Consider the following 18,485-nt stretch of genomic DNA (forward strand, 5'->3'; position numbering starts at 1 on the left):
AAAGGGCACCAGTGGCAGGCCGGTTTACTTGCCGCCGCCCGCCGGACTATTTTGAAGCTATCGAATGCAACGGAGCCCAAGCCAGTTTCTTGAGTCATTGCCCCAACCGAAGGGTGGTTGGTGTGCTAACCATGCGCTGCACCGCGACGCCGCCCCGCCCCTTCGTTCGTGAGATTTAGATTTCATTTTGGCCTTCCTTTCGTTGTTGCGGCGCCGCCGGCGTCGCGGGTGAGCTTGATTCGTTAGGCCGTGCGGCCACACCACTGATGAAACGAGGACCGATATTGAGCGGAGTTTGTGTGGTGGTGATGTTTCTCGCCATCGTGCTACCGTTCGGTCTTGGCCCTGAGCGCGGCGGTTCACTCGACGTTCAGCTTCGGTATTGGCTACCGTTTGTCGGAGCAGCTTTGGTCGTAGCTGCTTTCGTTCGGCGAGAGCGAGTGCTCTGGCCGATTCTCGGACTGTTACTCACTAGCATTTATGTTGGACTGCATCTCATCGCAACGGCCTCGTAAGAAACTAGGCGTGTAAGTTCAGGTGGTGGTGATGAGTTTAAAGCCGAGGGCGGTGGCGGATTGGTGGAGGCGTTGAATCTTCTTGAGCTTCAGTTTTTCTTCCGCGTGTTGCCACACGGTCGGGTCGTAAGGGGTGCGGTGTTTGATCAGGTGCCAGAGGATGCGGGCGAGGTGGACTCGCTCGCCGTCGCTCGCTCGGCCCGGCGGGCCTGCTCCCTCCGGTCGCATTCCTTTCGCGGGTCGTCCGCTCAAGTGTGCGCCATCGCTGTGATGGCTTTGGGACTGCCCAGCCGGGCGCGCCAGCGGTAGGATCAGGGCGGGATTGGCGGCTGGACGGGCGGGGCTTGACGGAGTAGATAGGTCTTCATGGTGGCTGCTTTTCGTTCCTGCGTTGTTTGGGGCGTGAGTCCCACAACGGGTGGCTCGGCGCCGCGCGCGCGGCGTAACCACGTTTGCACCGGAGAGCAGACACCCCTTCCACCTGCAGCGAAAGCCATACTGTCTAGGTGTCATTCCACGCCACATGACAAAACGACGAGCATTTAGGTTTGCGTTGGTGTTCCTGCTTCTCGTTGCTGGTTACTTTGGCTCAGCGGCTCTTATTCTCGATTTTTCGCAGACCGCCTACCCGAACGATGAGGAATATTTTGAGGGCAGGCAGGTAGCGTTCGGCCCGCAGCCTCGCATCCGCCTTTGCAGTCCAGCCTACTATGACATTCCAAGTGGCGCGTCATACGATGGCAGCGAGTGGGCGCTTGTTGTTTATCGCCCCGTTTGCCAGTTTTGGGCTGCTCGCAGAGGCTTTGCGCCTCCACACAGATGGAGATGACGACGATGACACCTCGTAAGAAACAAGGATGAGACCCGAAGCCTGTTCTCATTGGAGATTCCGCAACCGCATTTTGAGGGCGTCAACTTCGCCAGCCCAAAAAAGCCGAAGATAAGTTCACGGAAAAATCCCAAGCGGCCAAGACGGCAGACCAAGTTGTGGAACCGGAGCGGTCCTGAGGCCGGGTCGAGGATTGTCGATCCACGGTTGAAAGGAATGCCGCCGGCGTTGTTCCGGCTCAGGGAGGGGCGAATTGAAAATGCAGCGTCGTGCGCGAGCCGGTGCGGAAATTGGACATCTCCATCTCCTGCACCTGCCACTGGCCGTTGACCTTTTTGAAATCGTTCGGCTTGAATTCCTTCACGTTCCGTCCCGCGGCATCGTAGGCCTCCACCAGCACCGGCCCGCCCGTGTCGATGTCAAACCACGCCACCACGCGCACGTAGCCGTTGGTCCAGCCCGCGGGCGCAACACTCTCCAGCTTGTCACAGGACTGGCCGCGGCAAAGCTCCTTCTGCAACAGGCGTTGGGTGGGCCAGTGCAGGAATTCCAACCCCAGGTCGGCCAGCAGATAATCGGAGTCCGCAAACGGAACAAACGCCTGCGCACCGGTGACGATTTGGAATTCGTTCGTGTCGCCCGGCGGACGGGAGAAAACCGCCACGCGATATTCGTTCGGCCGATTCGGGAAATGCGTGACCGTGAGAGCGGCAGCATGTTCCTTGTTCGTCCCTTCGGTGCGGTAAGTCGTGCTCCAGGAGTTATCGCCGGCTTGAACTTCGATCCGCACCGGAATCTCAAAGCGCAGGTTGCGTCCGGTATAAACCCGCAGCACCGCCTGGTTCGTGGCACTGGCCTCCGGCCGGATGGCCAGCAGCCGCGCCACCAATTCGCGGCCGGCGGCCGCCGGATCGGCCGGCACCACGGGCGGGGTTGACAGTTGCGGCCCGGCGGCCAAGCCGGTCAGCGTCACCAACAGGAGCGCGGTGAGGATGCGGAAACCGTTCTTCATTTCTGGCGCAAGGCAAGCGGCAGCGCGTCGGCAATGTGGCGCACGAAGTGAACCTTGAGTTTGTGGCGAACTTCAGCGGGCACTTCGGTCCAGTCATTCCGGTTGCCGTCGGGCAGAATGACCTCCTTGATGCCAAAGCGGGCCGCGGCGAGCACCTTTTCCTTGATGCCGCCCACGCGCATCACCCGGCCGCGCAGGCTGATTTCGCCCGTCATGGCCACCTCGGACCGGACGCGCCGCCGCGTGAGCAGTGACGCCAGGGCCACGGCAATGGTGACTCCCGCACTGGGACCGTCCTTCGGCGTCGCTCCGGCCGGCACGTGGATGTGCAAATCGTGCTTCGCGTAATCGTCCAGATCAATGTGCAGCGCCGCCGACTGGCTGCGCAGGTAGCTGAGCGCGGTCTGGGCGCTTTCCTTCATCACGTCACCGAGCGAGCCCGTGAGCATGAGCCCGCCGCGGCCTTTCATGCGGGTGGCTTCAATCATCAACACCTCGCCGCCCACCGGTGTCCACGCGAGGCCGGTCGCCACGCCCACTTCCTTGATGGTTTCGGCGGAGTCGGAAATGAATTTGGGCAGCCCGAGATAGTTCTTCAGGTCCTCGGGCCGGACCTGGAGCGGCTTGGGCGCGTGTCCGTTGGCCATAATCCGTCGCGTGGCCTTGCGCGCGAGGGCGGCCACTTCGCGCTCGAGCTGGCGCACGCCCGCTTCCCGTGTGTAGTCATGAATCACGCGACGCAGCGTGGTGTCCGGCAGCTTCAGTTCCCTGGCGGTCAGGCCGTGCTCGGACAACTGCCGCGGCACCAGGTAACGGCGCGCGATTTGCAGCTTCTCCGAGTCGGTGTAACTCGGCAGTTCGATGACTTCGAGGCGGTCGCGCAACGCCGCGTGCACGGGCTCGAGCCAGTTGGCGGTCGTCAGGAACAGCACGCGCGACAAATCAAACGGCAGATCAAGGTAATGATCGGTGAACGTGGCGTTCTGCGCCGGGTCAAGCACTTCGAGCAGCGCGGCCGCCGGGTCGCCGCGGAAGTCCGCGCCCACCTTGTCCAGTTCATCGAGCAGGATGACGGGATTGCGGCTCTCCACGCGCCGCAGCGTCTGGATGATGCGGCCGGGCAGCGCGCCCACGTAGGTCCGGCGATGGCCGCGAATCTCGGCCTCGTCCCGCATGCCGCCCAGGGCGATGCGGGCAAACTTCCGCCCCATGGCGTCGGCGACGCTGCGGCCCAGCGACGTCTTGCCCACGCCGGGCGGACCGACGAGGCAGAGGATGGGCCCCTTCAGATTTTTGCGGCGTTTGATGACCGCCAGGAACTCCAGCAGCCGGTCCTTCACCTTTTCGAGGCCGTAATGCTGTTCGTTCAAAATCCGCTCCGCCGCCGCGAGGTCGATCTTGTCCTCGGTTTCCTTCTGCCACGGCAGCCCGAGGATCCAGTCGAGGTAATTGCGGGCCACGGAATACTCCGCCGCCGCGGGGGGAATTTGCACGAGACGCTCCACCTCCTGCAGGGCGATTTTTTTGGGCTCGGACGGAAGCGAGGCGCTTTCGATGCGTTCGCGGAGCGCCTTGATTTCGCCGGCATTCGGATCGGCTTCGCCCAGTTCCCGTTGAATGGCCCGCATCTGCTCGCGCAGGAAAAAGTCCCGTTGCGACTTGGAAATGGAGGTGGCCACGTCGCTCTGGATTTTGGAGCTGAGCGAGAGGACTTCGATTTCGCGATTGAGCAGCGGGAGGAGCTTGCGCAGGCGTTCGCGAATGGAGGACGTTTCCAGCAGCTTCTGCCGCTCGGCCAGTTCCAGGTTGAGGTTGGCCGCGATCAAGTCGCTGAAGTGGCTGGGGTCCTCCGTGTTGAGGGCGGCCACCTTCACCTGTTCGGAAAGCGCCGGCGACAGGCGGAGGATTTCCTGGAATTGCGTTTGCGCGTTCCGCAGCAGCGCGCTGACTTCAACGGTGCTTTCGGTCTCGTCCGGCATCACTTCACACCGGGCGCACAAATACGGCGTGGTCGTGGTGAATTCCGCGATGCGAATGCGCCAGAGCCCCTCGACGAGAACCCGCACGGTATTGTCCGGGAACTTGAGCATCTTCAACACACGTGCTGCGCAGCCGACGGAGAACAATTCATCGGGCTTGGGGTTGTCGGCATCCGGATTGCGCTGAAGCACCACGCCGATGAGGCGGTCGCCGCCCACCACATCGTCGATGAGCTTGGTGCTGGGGCCGTTATCCACGAGCAGTGGCGCGACCATGGCGGGAAAGATGACGAGATCGGAAAGGCCAAGGATGGGCAGCACCTTGGGCAAAGCGGGCGTTTCGCCCCGTGGCTTGGCCTCGGCGCCTCCGAGAATGTTTACAAATTCCGTTTCCGGCGAAGTCATGGTGCGTCAGTCATCCTGTTTGACGCGGCCACCGGGAAGAAAGTTCAGGCGAAATCAATTCCCCTCTTTGATCGCCACCTTGGTGATCTTGGTTTGTGGCTGCGTGGCCAGCGGCACATCAATGCGGAGGAACCCGTTCAGGTAGGCGGCGCGCGCCTGGCTGAGATCGTAACCGGCAGGCAACTCCAGCACCGTTTCAAACGGTCCGTAGTTGATTTCCATGACGAGGAAGCTGCACTTGGCGGCGCGGCATCCGTCCGGCCGGTTTCCACTGATGCGCAGCCGGTTGTCCTCCACCGTGATCTCGAGGTTCTCACTGCGCATCCCGGCCAACTCCACCTTGATGACGAGGCCGGCATCGGTCGCATAGACGTCAGTGTTCGGCACCCAATGCGCTTTGGACGCAACCTCCCTTCCACCCGCGGGCGATCGCATGACAAAATGCACGGACGAACTGACTTTGCTAATGGCCATTTTCAGCGACGGAAACTATCTCACCCACCGCACGGACGCAAGCGACCTAGCGCATCTTTACGATGATTTCTGGCCGCCCGCCTTTGCGGGCGTGGTAAATGATGGATTGTCCGGCCGCCTGCCCCGGCGACCGGTTCGCAAACGTGCAATACGTGCCGCAGGGCAGCTTCGCCTTGCGCCGCCGCCAACGGGCGCGCACAAACAACGCGGCCGTGAGCCCCACGATGCTCAGAGTCACGATCTGCTGCCAATCCATGACCCCAACATAACCGCATTCCGGGGTGCCGCCAAATGGGATTTGAACCGCGCTTGAACACGTCCGCGCCCGGCCTAGTATGGGCGCGTGCCCGCATTTCGTCACCACCATCGCGTCACTTACGCCAGCTGCACCGTCGGCAATCACGTCTATCACAGCCGCTTTCTGGATTTGCTGGAGGCGGCGCGCGGCGAATTTTTCCGCTCCTTGGGAACAACCTTCCTCGACTGGCAAAACCAGGGATTCATCTTTCCGGTGATCGCGTGCCAGTTGTCCTTCAAGGCGCCCGCGCGTTACGACAAGGTTCTGCACATCGATCTCTGGGTCACCCACGCGGAAGGCGTCCGGCTGAATTTTGCCTACCGCATCACCACGGCGGAGGGCGTCTTGGTGCTGGAAGGGACGACCGATCACGTTTGCACCCATCTGAACGACAAGCCCCGCCGGCTGCCGCCCGAACTCGTCACGTCGCTTCAAGCCGTCGTTGCAACGCCGCCCTGACCCTCAAAACCAGCTGTAGTTGAAACTGATGCTGACCCGCTCGGCTACGAGCGGATTCGCCGCCACTTCGTGACGCAGCCAGCTTTCAAACAACACCACCTTGCCAGCCTCTGCGGGAAGGGTCTGCCAGAGCCGATGGCTGGAATCACAGCCAGCCCGACGTGGAGGCGCAGCCATGAAGCGGTCCAGCCGCGGATCCTCAAACTTGATGCCGGCACAGCCCTTGGGGGTTTTGACGTAGTAGGTGCCGCTGATGGTGGACAGCGGGTGGATGTGCAGTCCATGCGCCACCTGGTGCGGCATGATGTTGACCCAGCAATCCGTCATGGCGAGCGCACGCCCCTCCAAATCCAGTTCCAGCGCCTTCGCAAACGCCCGCACATGCCGGTTCAACACCCGCTCCAGTTGCATGAACGTGGACGACAGCTTGTGCAGCCGGCACAGCGAACCGTAGGAGGTGTATCCGCCCGCGTAATTCCTGGCCGACCATTTCCGCCCCTCCGCATCGTGGTCGCGAATCTGATGACATTCGCGCAACAATTCGTTGTTGAAAGCCCGCCAACGTTTGTGCTGCAACTGCGCCTGATAAATTTCCGTGGCAAAGAAGGAATGAATCGCCATGCGCCCAACCTACCGGCCGACGGCCGGCGTTGAAAGAACACAAGTGCATCCGTCCCGGTTCTCCGCTAAACCTCGCCTGTGCCTGACGTCTCTCAGCAACTGATCCGCGTCGCGCAAAAGCTGGCGCGGGATCTGGACACTTTGCGGTTTCCCGCCCCGGTGGCCTACGTTTACAACCCGCTGCGGTATGCCTGGCGCCCGCATGCCGAATACCTGAAGCGTTACGGTGCCCGGCCGCGGCGCGTGCTGTTCCTCGGGATGAATCCCGGGCCGTTCGGCATGGCTCAAACCGGCATTCCCTTTGGCGAAGTTACAGCCGTGCGGGACTGGTTGGGCATCACCGGGCCCGTTGGCCGACCGCCGCGCGAGCACCCGCGCAAACCCGTGCACGGCTTCCACTGCCCGCGCTCGGAAGTCAGCGGCCGCCGCCTCTGGGGATTGTTCGCGGCGCGCTTCAAAACACCCGCCGACTTTTTTGCGGAGCACTTCGTTTACAACTATTGCCCGCTCCTGTTTCTTGAAGCCGGCGCCGGCGGGAAGAATCTGACGCCGGACCGGCTCCCCGGCCGTTCCGCGGAACGTCTGTTCATGCAGTGCGACGAACACTTGCGTCGCGTGGTGGACATTCTGAACATTGAAGTGGCCATCGGCGTCGGCGGCTTCGCCGAGCAGCGCCTTCGCGCAACCTTCCCGGAGGCGCGCCTCAAGATCGGGCGCATCCTGCATCCCAGTCCGGCCAGCCCCGCCGCCAACCGTGACTGGGCGGGCACGGCAACCCGCGAATTGCGGACTCTGGGCGTCTGGCGCTGACGGCGGGCAGGAACCGGCCCCCCGGCCGGCCAAATCAGCTTTGGCCACGGCGCAGTTGCCACCGGAAAAGAAGTCTGATACAACCCGCAGCGACATCGGTTGCGGGTGTGGTTCAATGGTAGAATGCGGGCTTCCCAAGCCTGAGACGAGGGTTCGATTCCCTTCACCCGCTCCATCTTCACTTAAGCACAATAGAATCAAGGCGATGCCGCTTCTTCGCTTTTTCAAAAAGTCCAAAGTGAGAATAAAAGTGAGAATAAGGTGTTGCGCACTTGCGCTTACTCCCCAGTAAAACCACTCGTTTGCGGCACGATTTGCACAACCGAAGAGTCGCCATAGTGAGAATGCGTCCTTCGGCTGCACGCAATATCCAAATAATCTGATCCCCGCTGAATTTGATCTTTCGATGCGCTCCGCCACTGGCCGCAAACGATGGTTTCGCCCGGTTCATAAATGGTAATGACCGGCGGCTTCCGGCTGGTAGAGCACCTCTTCGACGCGTAAGCGCACTGGGCCAGCCGGCACTTCCCACTCAAATTCATCTCCAACCCGATGGCCCAGCATGGCGGTGCCGACCGGAGCGACGACAGAGATCCTGCCTTGCTCGATGTTCGCCTGGTCGGGAAACACGAGCGTGTAGGTGACATCCTCACCGCTTTCCAAATCCCGCAGGCGGGCTTTGGAGTTCATGGTAACGACATCGGGAGGCACTTCCTTCGGTGCAACCACGCGCGCCTGCAACAATTCCGACTGCAACCCCCGCAAATCGTCGCGTGAGGTTTTCATGGATTCGATCAATGGTTTGAGCCGCCGCATGTCGGCCTCGGTGATGTAGATGACTCGTGGATTCATAATGGTGTTCATGTAATTTACCTTTCTTGGGTTGATGCTTGTGGTCGTGGTTCCGGCCTCGGTCAGGTCGAGAGCCAGAAGGCCATTTCGTTGACTTGCTCAGGGGTGCCGAGCACCAGTAGTCGGTCGCCAGACCGCAAAGACTCCGTGCGCCCCGGACCGAGCACTGGACGATGGTCGCGTTCAATGCCAACGACCTGGATGCCGAACAACGAGTTCAGCGCGAGTTCGCCCAGCGCTTTCCCGACGTGACGCGAAGTGGCCGGCACGCTCAGGTGTTCGAGCCTCACCTCTGCAAGCTTGGGGACTTCGCTCTGTTCCGCCGCGGACTCGGCCTCTGCATGAAGCCAGCGCCCCGCGCGCCGCAAATTCTCGTCCTCTCCCAACAGCAGGATTCTGTCGTTCGGAAATAGCACGGTATCGGCCGCCGGATTGGGGATGGTCACGCCCTGACGGTCGATGCTTACAATCGTGCAAGAGAACAATTCGCGCAGCGGCAATGCAGCAATCGGTTGCGCCACCGCTCGTGAGTTCTCGGCAATGGTGTATTCCGCCAGGTTGAATTCCCAGCGGCGATTGGATTGCCTCAAGCCGGCTAACGCTGGTCTTCCCTCCGTAAACGGGGAATCGGCCAGGTGCGTTCGCAGTTCGAGCTCGAACCGGCTGTGCCACCGGACCAGCTTGCGCCAAAAGACCAGCGCCAGCGTAACGCAAGCGGCCACCAACCCGAGCACGCCCCACCACGGAAAGGCGGCAAATGGCACCAAGACGGCCAACCACAGAATAATGCCAATCGAAGCCACGCCCTTGAGCAACTTCTCAAAAAGCGGTTGCAGCACCGCCTGCTTCGCACGGCCTTGCGCAGCAGACTCGGCGCAAATCATGGCAAGAGCTTCAACGTTGCGCCACAGCGCGATCAAGGGCGCCAGTAGCAACACACCAAACCCGAACCAGAACACCAGTGGCAATCCACTGGCCACCGGCCAGTCCGCGCCCAGCCATTTCTCCGCCAACGCGTAGAGCGGTCGCGCGAAGAACAGCAGACCGGAAATGAAGAACCCGAGCGACGCGATCTGGACCATCCGTGGCGCGGTGAACTTCCACAACAAACTGCCGGTCCGACGATGCTTCAGTCGTTCAATCCACTCGTGATAGAACCCGATCCATTGCGCCAGGAAACCCGGTTGCTTGCGCTCCATCCAACCACCAAATCCACTGGACTTGCGAATCAGCAGCGGCGTCGTCAGCGAGGTCAGCAGGCAAACGCCGATGCCCACCGCGTAAAACGATTCCGGCACCAGCCCGCCTTGCACGCCGGTCAGCGCGATGATCAGCGAGAATTCACCGATCGGCGTCAGGCACAACGCCGCCCGCGCGGCGTCGCGCATGGGATGGCCCACCAGCAGCAGCGCGCTCGTGGCGGCGAAGGTGCGCCACACGATCGCAATCAAGAAGACGCCCAGCACCAGTGGCCACACGTCCGCCACCAGCCGGAAGTCGAACAGCATGCCAATCGCGACAAAGAACACCGGCGCGAACACGTCACACAATCCGCCCAGCACACGATCCATCTGTTTGCCGCGTCCCGTTGTGGAAACAATCGCGCCCAACAGAAACGCGCCCAGCGCCGCCGAGAATCCCGCCTTGGCCGACAGCAGCGCCATGGCAAGCAGCAATCCAACGATCACCAACGAACGCACCTCTGACGTGACACTGCTCCCCAAACGGTTGAGCAACGGTGGCACCAGCAACAGCGCGCCAATGACCAGCGTAACGATGACCGCTTTCAAGCGAATCACGGTGCCGAACACAACCAGCGAATCCGTCTGGCCCAATTGAATGAGCGAGGTCAACACCGTGAGCGTGACCACAGCCACCATGTCGTCCAACGCCGTCACCGTAAGCGCTGTCTGCCCAAACCGGCTGTGCGTGGCGTTGGCTTCGCGCAAACTCTTCCCGAGCACGGCTGTGCTCGAGACCATGAGCATTCCTGCGAGGACCAGACTGTAGGTGCCCGGCCAACCCAGCGCGGTTCCCAACAAGCGGCAGCCTACGAGCACCAGCGCGGCAATGCCCAACGTGGCCAATACCAGCGGCAATCCCACCTGGCGCAGTCGCTGCAACTTGATGCCTTGCCCGATGCTGAAGATCAAGAACACCAGCCCAATTTGCGCCAACGACTGGATTCGCTCCGGGCTGGAGATCAACGCGAACGAATGCGTATGCGGTCCGATCAGGATGCCGGCAGTGATGTAGCCAATGACCACGGGCAGGCCGAGGCGCTGGCAAAGCCACGCCGCTGCGGCGGCGACCAGCATCACCAAACCCAAATCTTGGATGAAATCAATGCCCGACATGACGCCTTAATCGTTGCTGGATGGTTTCTCACCCCCAGCAGTTGCCGTGACGGTCCCTTGGTTGACGCTCAGGACCGGACAGGGTGCATGGCGCAGAATTCCGTCGGTGATACTCCACAGGCGATGCCGCCGGAACCGGTCGCAATCGCGCGCGGGCAGAACAATCAGGTCAATTTCGGAACGCTCGATCTCGTGCAAAATCGCGTTGAGCAACGGCACGTTGTTCCAAAGCACGGCTTCATATTGCACCGGCCAGCGAAGTTCCGCCTCAAGCCAGTCCGCCAGCCGCGCCTCTACGCTGAGATGGGTTTCGCCCGAGCCCACGGTGTCTCCATTGATGCCGTGGAGGATGTGCAGTCGGGCGCCGTTTTCCCGGGCAATCGCCGCCGCATACGCCAACGCTTCGCCAACGCCGCTGGAAAAATCCACCGGCAACAAGATGCGTTTCCACGTCCGCAGTGGAAACGCGTCTGGTTCGTTCAGGAATTCCGGAACGAGATCGCGCGCCACGACCAGAACCGGGCACGGAGACTGGCGCACCACCCGTTCGGTCGTCGTGCGCAACAAAATGTTCTTCCTGCCGCTGCCCGAATGGGCGCTCATGACAATCAGGTCGGCGGACAGCGCGTGGGCTTGCGCTACAATTTCGTCCGCCGCCCGCCCCACGCGCACCGTGGTGGTGATGGCGACCGGGGTGGAAAAGGCTTGTGCGACCCATTGCTTGATCTGCGTGCGGGCGGCTGCGGCCCGCGCTCCGGGATAGATTGGGGTTCCCTCGTTGGCAACCGATCCACCCGACGGTTCGACGACGTGAAGCACATGCACCGTCGCATTGGACTTCTCGGCCAGCGGGATCAAACGGCGCAGCAGCTCGGCGGAAACGTCCGAGAAATCAAATGGCGCCAGAATCGTGCGCAGGCGCAGACTCGACAATTCGGGCAAACCCGCCGCTGCATCCGTTGCGCCGATCTTGTCCGTAGATGATAAACGGATCGGAAGCGTCTCCGATTCCAAACGGTCTGCTGCCAAACTCAATATATTCATGATATTTCGACTGGTGAATGGTTCATCGCACTTGCCGGTTAATTCCGGAGGCAACAGATCATCATCCTGCTGGACTCTGACTGTTAGTGCGCAAGCGGACCAACCATTGCCGCCCGGAAATTGAAGCTGAAGTTCCAATACTGGCCGGCTCAGCTCTCCTTAAGCTGGCGCCATGCCATCGGTGAAAAGGTGCGGGAAAACGCGCTTTTGCTGGGATTTTCTGAGTTGCGGATGAAAGCCTCAGCGCATTGCCGAAACGATTTGTTCCGCTACCGGTTCGGAATACGCCGATTCTCAGCGTATTGAATCAGGCGACGGCGGTTTACCGATCAATGAATCTCGCAAAGGCCTTTGGGAAATCGTTATCGCGGTTGTTGCATCGACCGGCCGAAGCGCGCACGTTTTCAATCACTGCTGAACTCTGCTGCCGGGCGCGGGTCGCCAAAACTGTCTTCGGCATCGCGGGCTTCCGCACTCAGGTGATGCGCCGCACGCCATGTGTGATAGCCAACCGCATCCAGCCAACGAAGTCCGTTGAGCGTATGCAGTGCCTGCTCTGCTTCCACCGTTCCATGCGCACTGTCTTTCAGCAAGGCGGCGCGGCCAGTGCGTCGGTGCTCTGCCAAGGCGAGGGACATCCGCTGCAATTGCTCGCGCGCCAAGGTCGGAGTTTTCCGGCGCATGGCTGCCGTGACGGTTTCAAGCATCTCCATCATCATCCGCTTAGGCATCTCCAATCGCGATTCATCGGCGAGTAGTCCCGGCTCGAAATCGTCCTGCACCACGACTGCCAACTGGTGCAGATGGTCCAGCGCGTGAATGATCGACACGCGCGCGTAATATTGGTCAGGGCGTGACGCCGGAAACGCCACAGTGCCAAGAAAGCGTTGGGTCTCCCGCAAGGCTGCGAGCACTGTGTCCAACCGCTCCGGCTTTGCGAGAATGCCGCCGCGAATGTCCCTTTCAATCGCCTGGAGGGTTTCTCCATATACCTCCAGCAAGGTGCGGCGCACCGCCTCAATCGCGATTTCTGGCACCTCAATCAGCGAAGCATCAAGATGCTGTGTCAGTCTGGGACCGCGTTCCGGGATCAGGCGTTCCACGAATCCACTGAAAACCTTCACGCTCGGAAAGAGCATCAGCGCGGCAAGCAATGTAAACCCCGAGTGAAACGCCGCGAGGATTACCGCGCCGAATGGCTGCGCCAGCCATTGTTCGCTCTCCCGCACGGCGAAAACAAACAACGGGACCAGCAGAAACGCCAGCACGCCGGCGGCGAGGCTAAACAAAATGTGAGCCAGCGCCGTGCGTTTCGCCGGGGTCGTTGCCCCGATGGCAGCCATTGCCGACGTAGAGGTGGTCCCGATGCTCGCGCCGATGATCAGCGAAGTGCCCTGTTCCAAATCAACCATCCCCGAGTGGAATGCTGTTAAAGTCATCGCCACCGCCGCCGCAGAGGATTGGGTCAAGACGGTCAGCAGAATGCCAATGCCGACCAGAAGCGCACGACCGAGGACTGTCCCGTGAGGAAAACTTTCCGGGGAAAACGATGTCGAAAAGTCCACCAAGCCTGTCTGTAAGATGTCAATGCCCACGAACATTAGTCCAAAACCTGCCACGGCCAACGCCACAGCCGCGTTGCGACCGTGCGAGATCAACCGAGCCAGTGCTCCCAATCCGACCAGTGGGAAAGCCAGTTTGCCGATTCCGAACTTCAAACCTACCAGTGATACGAGCCAGCTGGTGCTTGTTGTCCCCAGGCTCGCGCCCATGACGATCCCAATCGCTTGCGAAAAAGTGAGAATGCCGGCACTCACGAAGCCAATCGTGGCCAGAGTGGTCGCACTCGATGACTGCGCCAGCGCGGTGATACCCGCTCCAGATACAAAGGCGGCGATCGGCCGGCCCGTGAACCGGACCAGAATGCGCCGCAACGCATCGCCTGCTGCCGTTTTCAGCCCGTCGGTCAGGAGAAAAACACCGAGGAGAAACAGACCCATGCCGCCGAGTAATTGAGTGACCATGACCAACTATGCGTTGAACTCACGGTTTCTGCCTGGAAGATTCAACCGCATGTGGTTCGCGTTGCCCTTGAATAGCTTTGCGTTCAACGCATCTCTCCAGCTGCTTGCTCAAGCGGCTACCAACCTCGCTGATGGGGGCCGCAGCCGATGCTTCCCAATAAAGACCCGCGTGCTTGCGCTTGAAGAACTCGATTACCGGAACGGTTTCCCGCCGATACGTGCCAAACCGACGGCGGACGATTTCCGGCCGGTCATCCGGTCGCCGGAGGAGTTGTCGTTTGCATGAATCACACTTCCTGGCGACCTTTGGGGGATTCGTGTGCAGATTGTAAAGAGCGCCGCACCCCGAACAAAAACGACGCCCCGCAATCCGCTGCGCGGCTGTCTTGAGGTCCAAAGTCAAAACCAGCACGGAGCAGAGTTTCAGGCGGTGCCTTTTCAATAATTGAAAGAAGACTTCCACTTGCTCCAGATGGCGGGGAAACCCGTCGAACAGGACAACCTCACCCTGAACTTCCTTTAATTCCGCCACAACAATGTCAATGACCACGTCCGTTGACACCAAGTTTCCGGCGGCTTTGTCCAGCTTGATCTGCTGGCCAGCCGAAGTTCCAAGTCGAACCTCCCGCTCCAACAGATTTCCCGTTTCGATGATGGAAACGCGGCGATTGATGGTGAGTGACCTCACCACGGAGGTCTTCCCGCTGCCGGGTGGTCCAAACAGTATGACGGCGTTTTTCTTTTTCATTTCTGCTCCCAAGAGTTCAATTCTCCGCGTGTTCACAAGGCAAACGTCCCGATTGCGAGCGTCGCCAATCCGAGAAAGAGGAAGAAGCCGATGACATCGGTGATTGTCGTCACGAAGATGCTGGAGGCCAACGCCGGATCAACTCCCAGGCGGCGCAAGCCGAAGGGAATCGCCGCGCCCGATAACGCCCCAACGATCTTTGCATGCATCAGGTGGTTTGCATTGTTCTTGCATAGAGCGATTGCCGCACGTAGTAACCACGCCGGCTGTCTCGGGTGGAATTATCACTGGTGGGCGTGTGCTTCGACGAACCAAAGCAATTTGTCGATGCCCCGCGAAACTTCGGTGAATAGATCGGCGGTATCGGCGTCGCCTGCATTGGTCGCCGTTTCAATGGCTTTACGAACGGACTTGCCAAACCCGGCCAATGGGCTGGATAGGGCTTCAACGTGTGCACGGCCCGCGCTGATATCGAGCGGATACTCACTCAACAATGAGTTGCTCGCCGCGACTCGCACGGTCCCGAACGCGACTCCGCCAAGCGCTACCGCGCGCTCCGCGATTTCGTCAGCGACCCCATCCAGTTCCTCGGCCACCTTGTCGAAGAGCTCGTGAAGCGAGAAGAAAATTGGTCCCTTCACGTTCCAATGCGCCTGCTTGGCCTGAGAATGGAGATCAAGCGCGGCGGCCAGATGTTGATTCAAGACTTCGATCATCTTACAGCGCGTTTGCTCCGCGAGATCGTTTTTGGTTTGGTTGAGTTTGTTCTTCATAGTCATTTCCTTTAGTTGCTCGGCGTCAATGCCGAGTGTCCACGACGGCGGGTCGCTCGCCGGGAATGATTCCGCCAAAGTCTCGTCGATCTCCGTTTCGGTCATTCTTACTCCGCGCACGGCAGTCCGCGACGGCTGGGACGTGTCTGTTTTTTGACTCATTCAAAAACTCCTTCACCGCCGGCGCAGGCCCGCTCAGGTTGGACACGGATGCCGCGACAAAGGCTTTTCCGCCCAAATGCGGCATCATTCGCATCGTCCACCGGAGGACGACTGCCGAGCCCCCAGCCCCGCTTGAACAGTTGTGGGTTGCCTGCAATGAACCGTTGAATCCAGGGCACAATGAAAGATGTCATGCCCCGCTTCATGTATAGGTAGCCAGCCAGTGCGACCGCGAGCGCGCCGAGTGCATCCACGATCATGTCCCACATCGTATCGGTGAGGCCGGAAGGGTCGCCCAGAAACGGTTTTTGCATGTTCGTGCCCGCAAGCTTGTCCATCGTAAACTCAAACACTTCCCACAGCGCGCCGACCGTGAGCGCAAAGCAGAACGCGAAGAACGCAATAAACCCAGGCCGCATGTGCATGTCCAGTCGTGGAGTCTCGTTAAGAACATAAACAAGCAGGAATCCGAGTATGCCCAAAAGCACGCCGGAAGTCGTGTGCAGCGCGAGATCCCACCACCAAAACCGTCCGTAAAAGCCCTGTGTTTCACCGAGGAAGAGGGCTGCAAAGATAAAACTGATCGTGAGGAGTTCAAATTCCAGTGGGATATAGATCTCCAGCCGACGCAAAATCACCATTGGCAGCGCGGTCAACAACAGAATCCCACTGATCGCCGCTGAGTTCAACCACTGCTGTTCATAGATTGAGACTCCCAGCCCGGCGAGCATGACCAACTGGAGTGCAAGTGTGAGACTGCGATGAATTCGGCGCCCGGCCGCTTTGACGGGAGAGAGGTTGGCATTGTCTGGCGTTGTGGCGACGGCATTCATGGCCTGCTCTCCGGCTCACGGTGAAACCTGTCTCGCACGACAAGGACAGGACAGTGCGCGTCGCGAATGACTCTTTCAGCCATACTCCCAATCAAGAATCGTTTCACCCCGATGCGACCTTCGCTGCCCATCACGATCAGGTCAGCGCCGGTTTTCAGGGACATTTCGACAATTTTCGCGCCGGGCAATCCGCTGAGCAACCGGTGTTGGACCGGAACATGTGGTCGGACACGGCACTTGGCCAATGCCGCCAGGAGGCGTTTGGATTCTTCATGCGCTTCCGCGCGAAGTGAGCGCAAGCGCCGCGAACCGAAGCGTCCTGAAACATAAATTGAGTCCATCACATGCACGAGCATGATGGATGAGCCCAGGCGTCGGGCCAACGATACCGCAAAGTCAAGCGCATGGAGCGCGCCCGGCGAAAAATCCACCGGCACGAGGATTGTTTTCAGTTCCACGCTGCCGTTGATTGCTGGCTCTCCTGGCCGGTGGGGTGAACGGGGTTCGTTTTTTGTGGCCTGAGCTTCGGTCCACGATGGCGCAGACAAGCGATTGGAAAGTTTCAAATGCTTTTTCATGATTCTAACGGTTGTCTCACCGTGCGTCGGTAACAGGACATTTTTGTTCATCATGTTGAAACGGTTTGCATCGCAGGATTCATTGTGGCGGCACGAACGATGGAGTCTTGCCGATGCGCTCAAGCGTTTCCTCGATCCTCCGTTCACCCGCCCAGTCACTCCACCGCCCGTCGCGAAAGCCCGGTTTGACAGCCACGGCTGCATTGGCAGTTCCGTGGCACTCGATGTCGGTGTCCTCTGCGAACCAGCTCCGAATGCAAATCGCGCCCTGCTTTTTGAGTGGCGGCAATCGGGCTGTGCGTTCGGTTTGCAAATCCTGACTTTATTTCGCGACGTTCCGTTCATGATTGATTACCCATTTCACCTGATTTCATTCGCGGATGACCAGAACCGGGCGGCTGCTACGCCTCATCAACTTTTCCGTGACTGAACCCAGCAGTTTCCTCTTGAGGCCGGAACGGCCCCGAGATCCGATGCAGATGAGGTCCGCCGCGAATCGCTCGGCCGCCTGACTGATCGCCGCATCCAGATGTTGATGCTCCACGATCTCGACCCGGCTCCGAATTCCCCGAAGCCGCGCCTCCTCCGGAACCAAAGCCTCCAACCGGGCCATCAACTCCTGCATGCGCTTCGCCTTGGGCCCCTCCTTGTCTTCGGCTTCCGGCCTGAACCCGCCAGTGGGCGGAATGACGTGAACCAGGCACACCTCTCCGCCGCGTGGTGCGGCGCCATAGGCGAAAGTGATGGCCCGATTGCCTTGTTTCGAGAAATCCGTCGGCACCAACACCCTCCGGTAAGCAGGAATACCTTCTTCGGCGGATTTCGGTTCATCCGCAGCGGGGACGCACACCACATTCGTCGGCGCGTGGTGAAGGACGCCGCGCGAAACGGAGCCGAGCCAGAATCGGCTCAAGCCGCGCCGTTGATTGGTGCCGAGCACGATCAAGTCTGCCGCTTCGGCTTTCGCCAGTTCGATGAGCTTTTCATCCACCGGCCCCCAATTGGCAATGACGCGAAGCTTTGGCCTTCTTTTGCCGAAGACCTGCACGCAGCGTTCCTTGAGATCGCGCTCCAGTAATGTCCGGACTGCCAGGTCATTCTCAGTCAAAGGGGCGTAACCACCGACGCCAAACCGCCAGGTTTCCTTCGGCGGCCAGGAAACGTAGGTGACGGTTATGCGACAGTTTCCGATTTGCCCCAATGACGCCACCCAACGAAGCGCCGCGTCCGAACTCGCCGAGAAATCATAGCCAACAAACACCTTGAGCGTCCGTCCGCCTTTGGCCCAGGCCAGCAACGACTCATGGTCGCGCACCACCAGGGTCGGAACTTGCGAGAGTTGGGCGGTCTTTTCCGCGACACTGCCGACCAGCCATCGGCTGGGCGACACCGGCCCGATGGTGGAGACAACCACCAAGTCAGCCTTCGACGATTGCGCGGCATTGGCCAGCATCTCATGCGGGCGACCGAGCGCCACGCTTTCCATCACGTCAACTCCAGTCGAACGCAGGCGATTTCCTTCGGTCACGATTTTTTGGCGCAGTCGCTCGCGCAAATGATCGATGGCGGTTTGGGGAAGAAACTCCACCGCAGCCGGCTCCACGCCGTGCATTAACCGAAGCGTGGTCTTACTGCGACCCGCAAGTGCGGCGGCCACGTCGGCAGCCTGCCTCGCATGAATCGAAAAGTCCGTTCCACATACAATTTTCATC

18 protein-coding genes, 1 tRNA gene and 1 pseudogene are annotated in these 18,485 nt (G+C 60.1%); 4 read left to right on the top strand and 16 right to left on the bottom strand.

Features of this window, described 5'->3' with window-relative positions; translation table 11 throughout:
• Positions 1-533: 533 nt before the first annotated feature.
• From VFV96_05800 to VFV96_05820, 5 genes are all read right to left on the bottom strand, one after another.
• Complete coding sequence (locus VFV96_05800; protein HEU5069909.1) at positions 534-743, bottom strand: hypothetical protein; 210 nt, start codon at positions 741-743, stop codon at positions 534-536.
• 839 nt (positions 744-1,582) lie between these two features.
• Positions 1,583-2,356: an outer membrane lipoprotein-sorting protein gene (locus VFV96_05805; protein HEU5069910.1), complete on the bottom strand. Its 774-nt coding sequence runs from the start codon at positions 2,354-2,356 to the stop codon at positions 1,583-1,585.
• Positions 2,353-4,740 carry an endopeptidase La gene (gene lon / locus VFV96_05810; protein HEU5069911.1) on the bottom strand — a complete coding sequence of 796 codons (2,388 nt, stop codon included), beginning with the start codon at positions 4,738-4,740 and terminating at the stop codon, positions 2,353-2,355. Before lon ends, VFV96_05805 begins: the two co-directional genes overlap by 4 nt.
• A gap of 54 nt (positions 4,741-4,794) precedes the next feature.
• Positions 4,795-5,214: an Hsp20/alpha crystallin family protein gene (locus VFV96_05815; protein ID HEU5069912.1), complete on the bottom strand. Its 420-nt coding sequence runs from the start codon at positions 5,212-5,214 to the stop codon at positions 4,795-4,797.
• Positions 5,215-5,260: 46 nt separating this feature from the next.
• A complete protein-coding gene (locus tag VFV96_05820) occupies positions 5,261-5,470 on the bottom strand; it encodes a hypothetical protein (GenBank protein ID HEU5069913.1) in 210 nt (69 codons plus the stop codon).
• A gap of 87 nt (positions 5,471-5,557) precedes the next feature.
• Between VFV96_05820 and VFV96_05825 the strand changes: the two genes are divergently transcribed.
• Positions 5,558-5,971 carry a thioesterase family protein gene (locus tag VFV96_05825; protein HEU5069914.1) on the top strand — a complete coding sequence of 138 codons (414 nt, stop codon included), beginning with the start codon at positions 5,558-5,560 and terminating at the stop codon, positions 5,969-5,971.
• Positions 5,972-5,974: 3 nt separating this feature from the next.
• Here the strand turns inward: VFV96_05825 and VFV96_05830 are convergent, their stop codons facing one another.
• Positions 5,975-6,592, bottom strand: a complete 618-nt coding sequence (locus tag VFV96_05830; GenBank protein HEU5069915.1) for a TIGR02466 family protein — start codon at positions 6,590-6,592, stop codon at positions 5,975-5,977.
• A gap of 78 nt (positions 6,593-6,670) precedes the next feature.
• Between VFV96_05830 and VFV96_05835 the strand changes: the two genes are divergently transcribed.
• Together VFV96_05835 and VFV96_05840 are read left to right on the top strand one after the other, a co-directional pair.
• Entirely contained in the window at positions 6,671-7,402 is a 732-nt protein-coding gene (locus VFV96_05835) for a uracil-DNA glycosylase family protein (protein ID HEU5069916.1), read from the top strand.
• A gap of 101 nt (positions 7,403-7,503) precedes the next feature.
• Positions 7,504-7,577, top strand: a tRNA-Gly gene (locus VFV96_05840).
• Positions 7,578-7,849: 272 nt separating this feature from the next.
• On the opposite strand, the gene rnk is transcribed toward VFV96_05840, so the two are convergent.
• The 9 genes and pseudogenes from rnk to VFV96_05885 all read right to left on the bottom strand — a co-directional run bounded on the left by rnk (position 7,850) and on the right by VFV96_05885 (position 16,773).
• Positions 7,850-8,266: a nucleoside diphosphate kinase regulator gene (gene rnk, locus VFV96_05845; GenBank protein HEU5069917.1), complete on the bottom strand. Its 417-nt coding sequence runs from the start codon at positions 8,264-8,266 to the stop codon at positions 7,850-7,852.
• A 50-nt stretch (positions 8,267-8,316) separates the two neighbouring features.
• A complete protein-coding gene (locus VFV96_05850; GenBank protein ID HEU5069918.1) occupies positions 8,317-10,611 on the bottom strand; it encodes a cation:proton antiporter in 2,295 nt (764 codons plus the stop codon).
• Between the two features lie 6 nt (positions 10,612-10,617).
• A complete protein-coding gene (locus tag VFV96_05855) occupies positions 10,618-11,655 on the bottom strand; it encodes a universal stress protein (protein ID HEU5069919.1) in 1,038 nt (345 codons plus the stop codon).
• Positions 11,656-12,059: 404 nt separating this feature from the next.
• A complete protein-coding gene (locus VFV96_05860) occupies positions 12,060-13,679 on the bottom strand; it encodes a Na/Pi symporter (protein ID HEU5069920.1) in 1,620 nt (539 codons plus the stop codon).
• Positions 13,680-13,698: 19 nt separating this feature from the next.
• Entirely contained in the window at positions 13,699-14,427 is a 729-nt protein-coding gene (locus VFV96_05865) for a nucleoside monophosphate kinase (protein ID HEU5069921.1), read from the bottom strand.
• Positions 14,428-14,459: 32 nt separating this feature from the next.
• A pseudogene (locus VFV96_05870) lies at positions 14,460-14,624 on the bottom strand (magnesium transporter).
• Positions 14,625-14,711: 87 nt separating this feature from the next.
• Positions 14,712-15,362, bottom strand: coding sequence for a DNA starvation/stationary phase protection protein Dps (gene dps, locus VFV96_05875; protein ID HEU5069922.1), 651 nt, complete (start codon positions 15,360-15,362; stop codon positions 14,712-14,714).
• The gene (locus tag VFV96_05880) at positions 15,359-16,195 is read right to left on the bottom strand and encodes a DUF2238 domain-containing protein (protein ID HEU5069923.1); all 837 of its coding nucleotides are present in this window, start codon (positions 16,193-16,195) and stop codon (positions 15,359-15,361) included. Before VFV96_05880 ends, dps begins: the two co-directional genes overlap by 4 nt.
• Complete coding sequence (locus VFV96_05885; GenBank protein HEU5069924.1) at positions 16,192-16,773, bottom strand: universal stress protein; 582 nt, start codon at positions 16,771-16,773, stop codon at positions 16,192-16,194. Before VFV96_05885 ends, VFV96_05880 begins: the two co-directional genes overlap by 4 nt.
• A gap of 43 nt (positions 16,774-16,816) precedes the next feature.
• On the opposite strand from VFV96_05885, the gene VFV96_05890 reads away from it, so the two are divergent.
• Positions 16,817-17,203, top strand: coding sequence for a hypothetical protein (locus VFV96_05890; protein HEU5069925.1), 387 nt, complete (start codon positions 16,817-16,819; stop codon positions 17,201-17,203).
• Here VFV96_05890 and VFV96_05895 read toward each other — a convergent pair.
• Positions 17,144-18,484 carry a universal stress protein gene (locus VFV96_05895; GenBank protein ID HEU5069926.1) on the bottom strand — a complete coding sequence of 447 codons (1,341 nt, stop codon included), beginning with the start codon at positions 18,482-18,484 and terminating at the stop codon, positions 17,144-17,146. The two genes, VFV96_05890 and VFV96_05895, sit on opposite strands and share 60 nt — an antisense overlap.
• Between the last annotated feature and the right edge of the window lies 1 nt (position 18,485).

The organism is Verrucomicrobiia bacterium, from assembly GCA_035765895.1.
In the GTDB taxonomy this organism is placed as follows: domain Bacteria; phylum Verrucomicrobiota; class Verrucomicrobiia; order Limisphaerales; family DSYF01; genus DSYF01.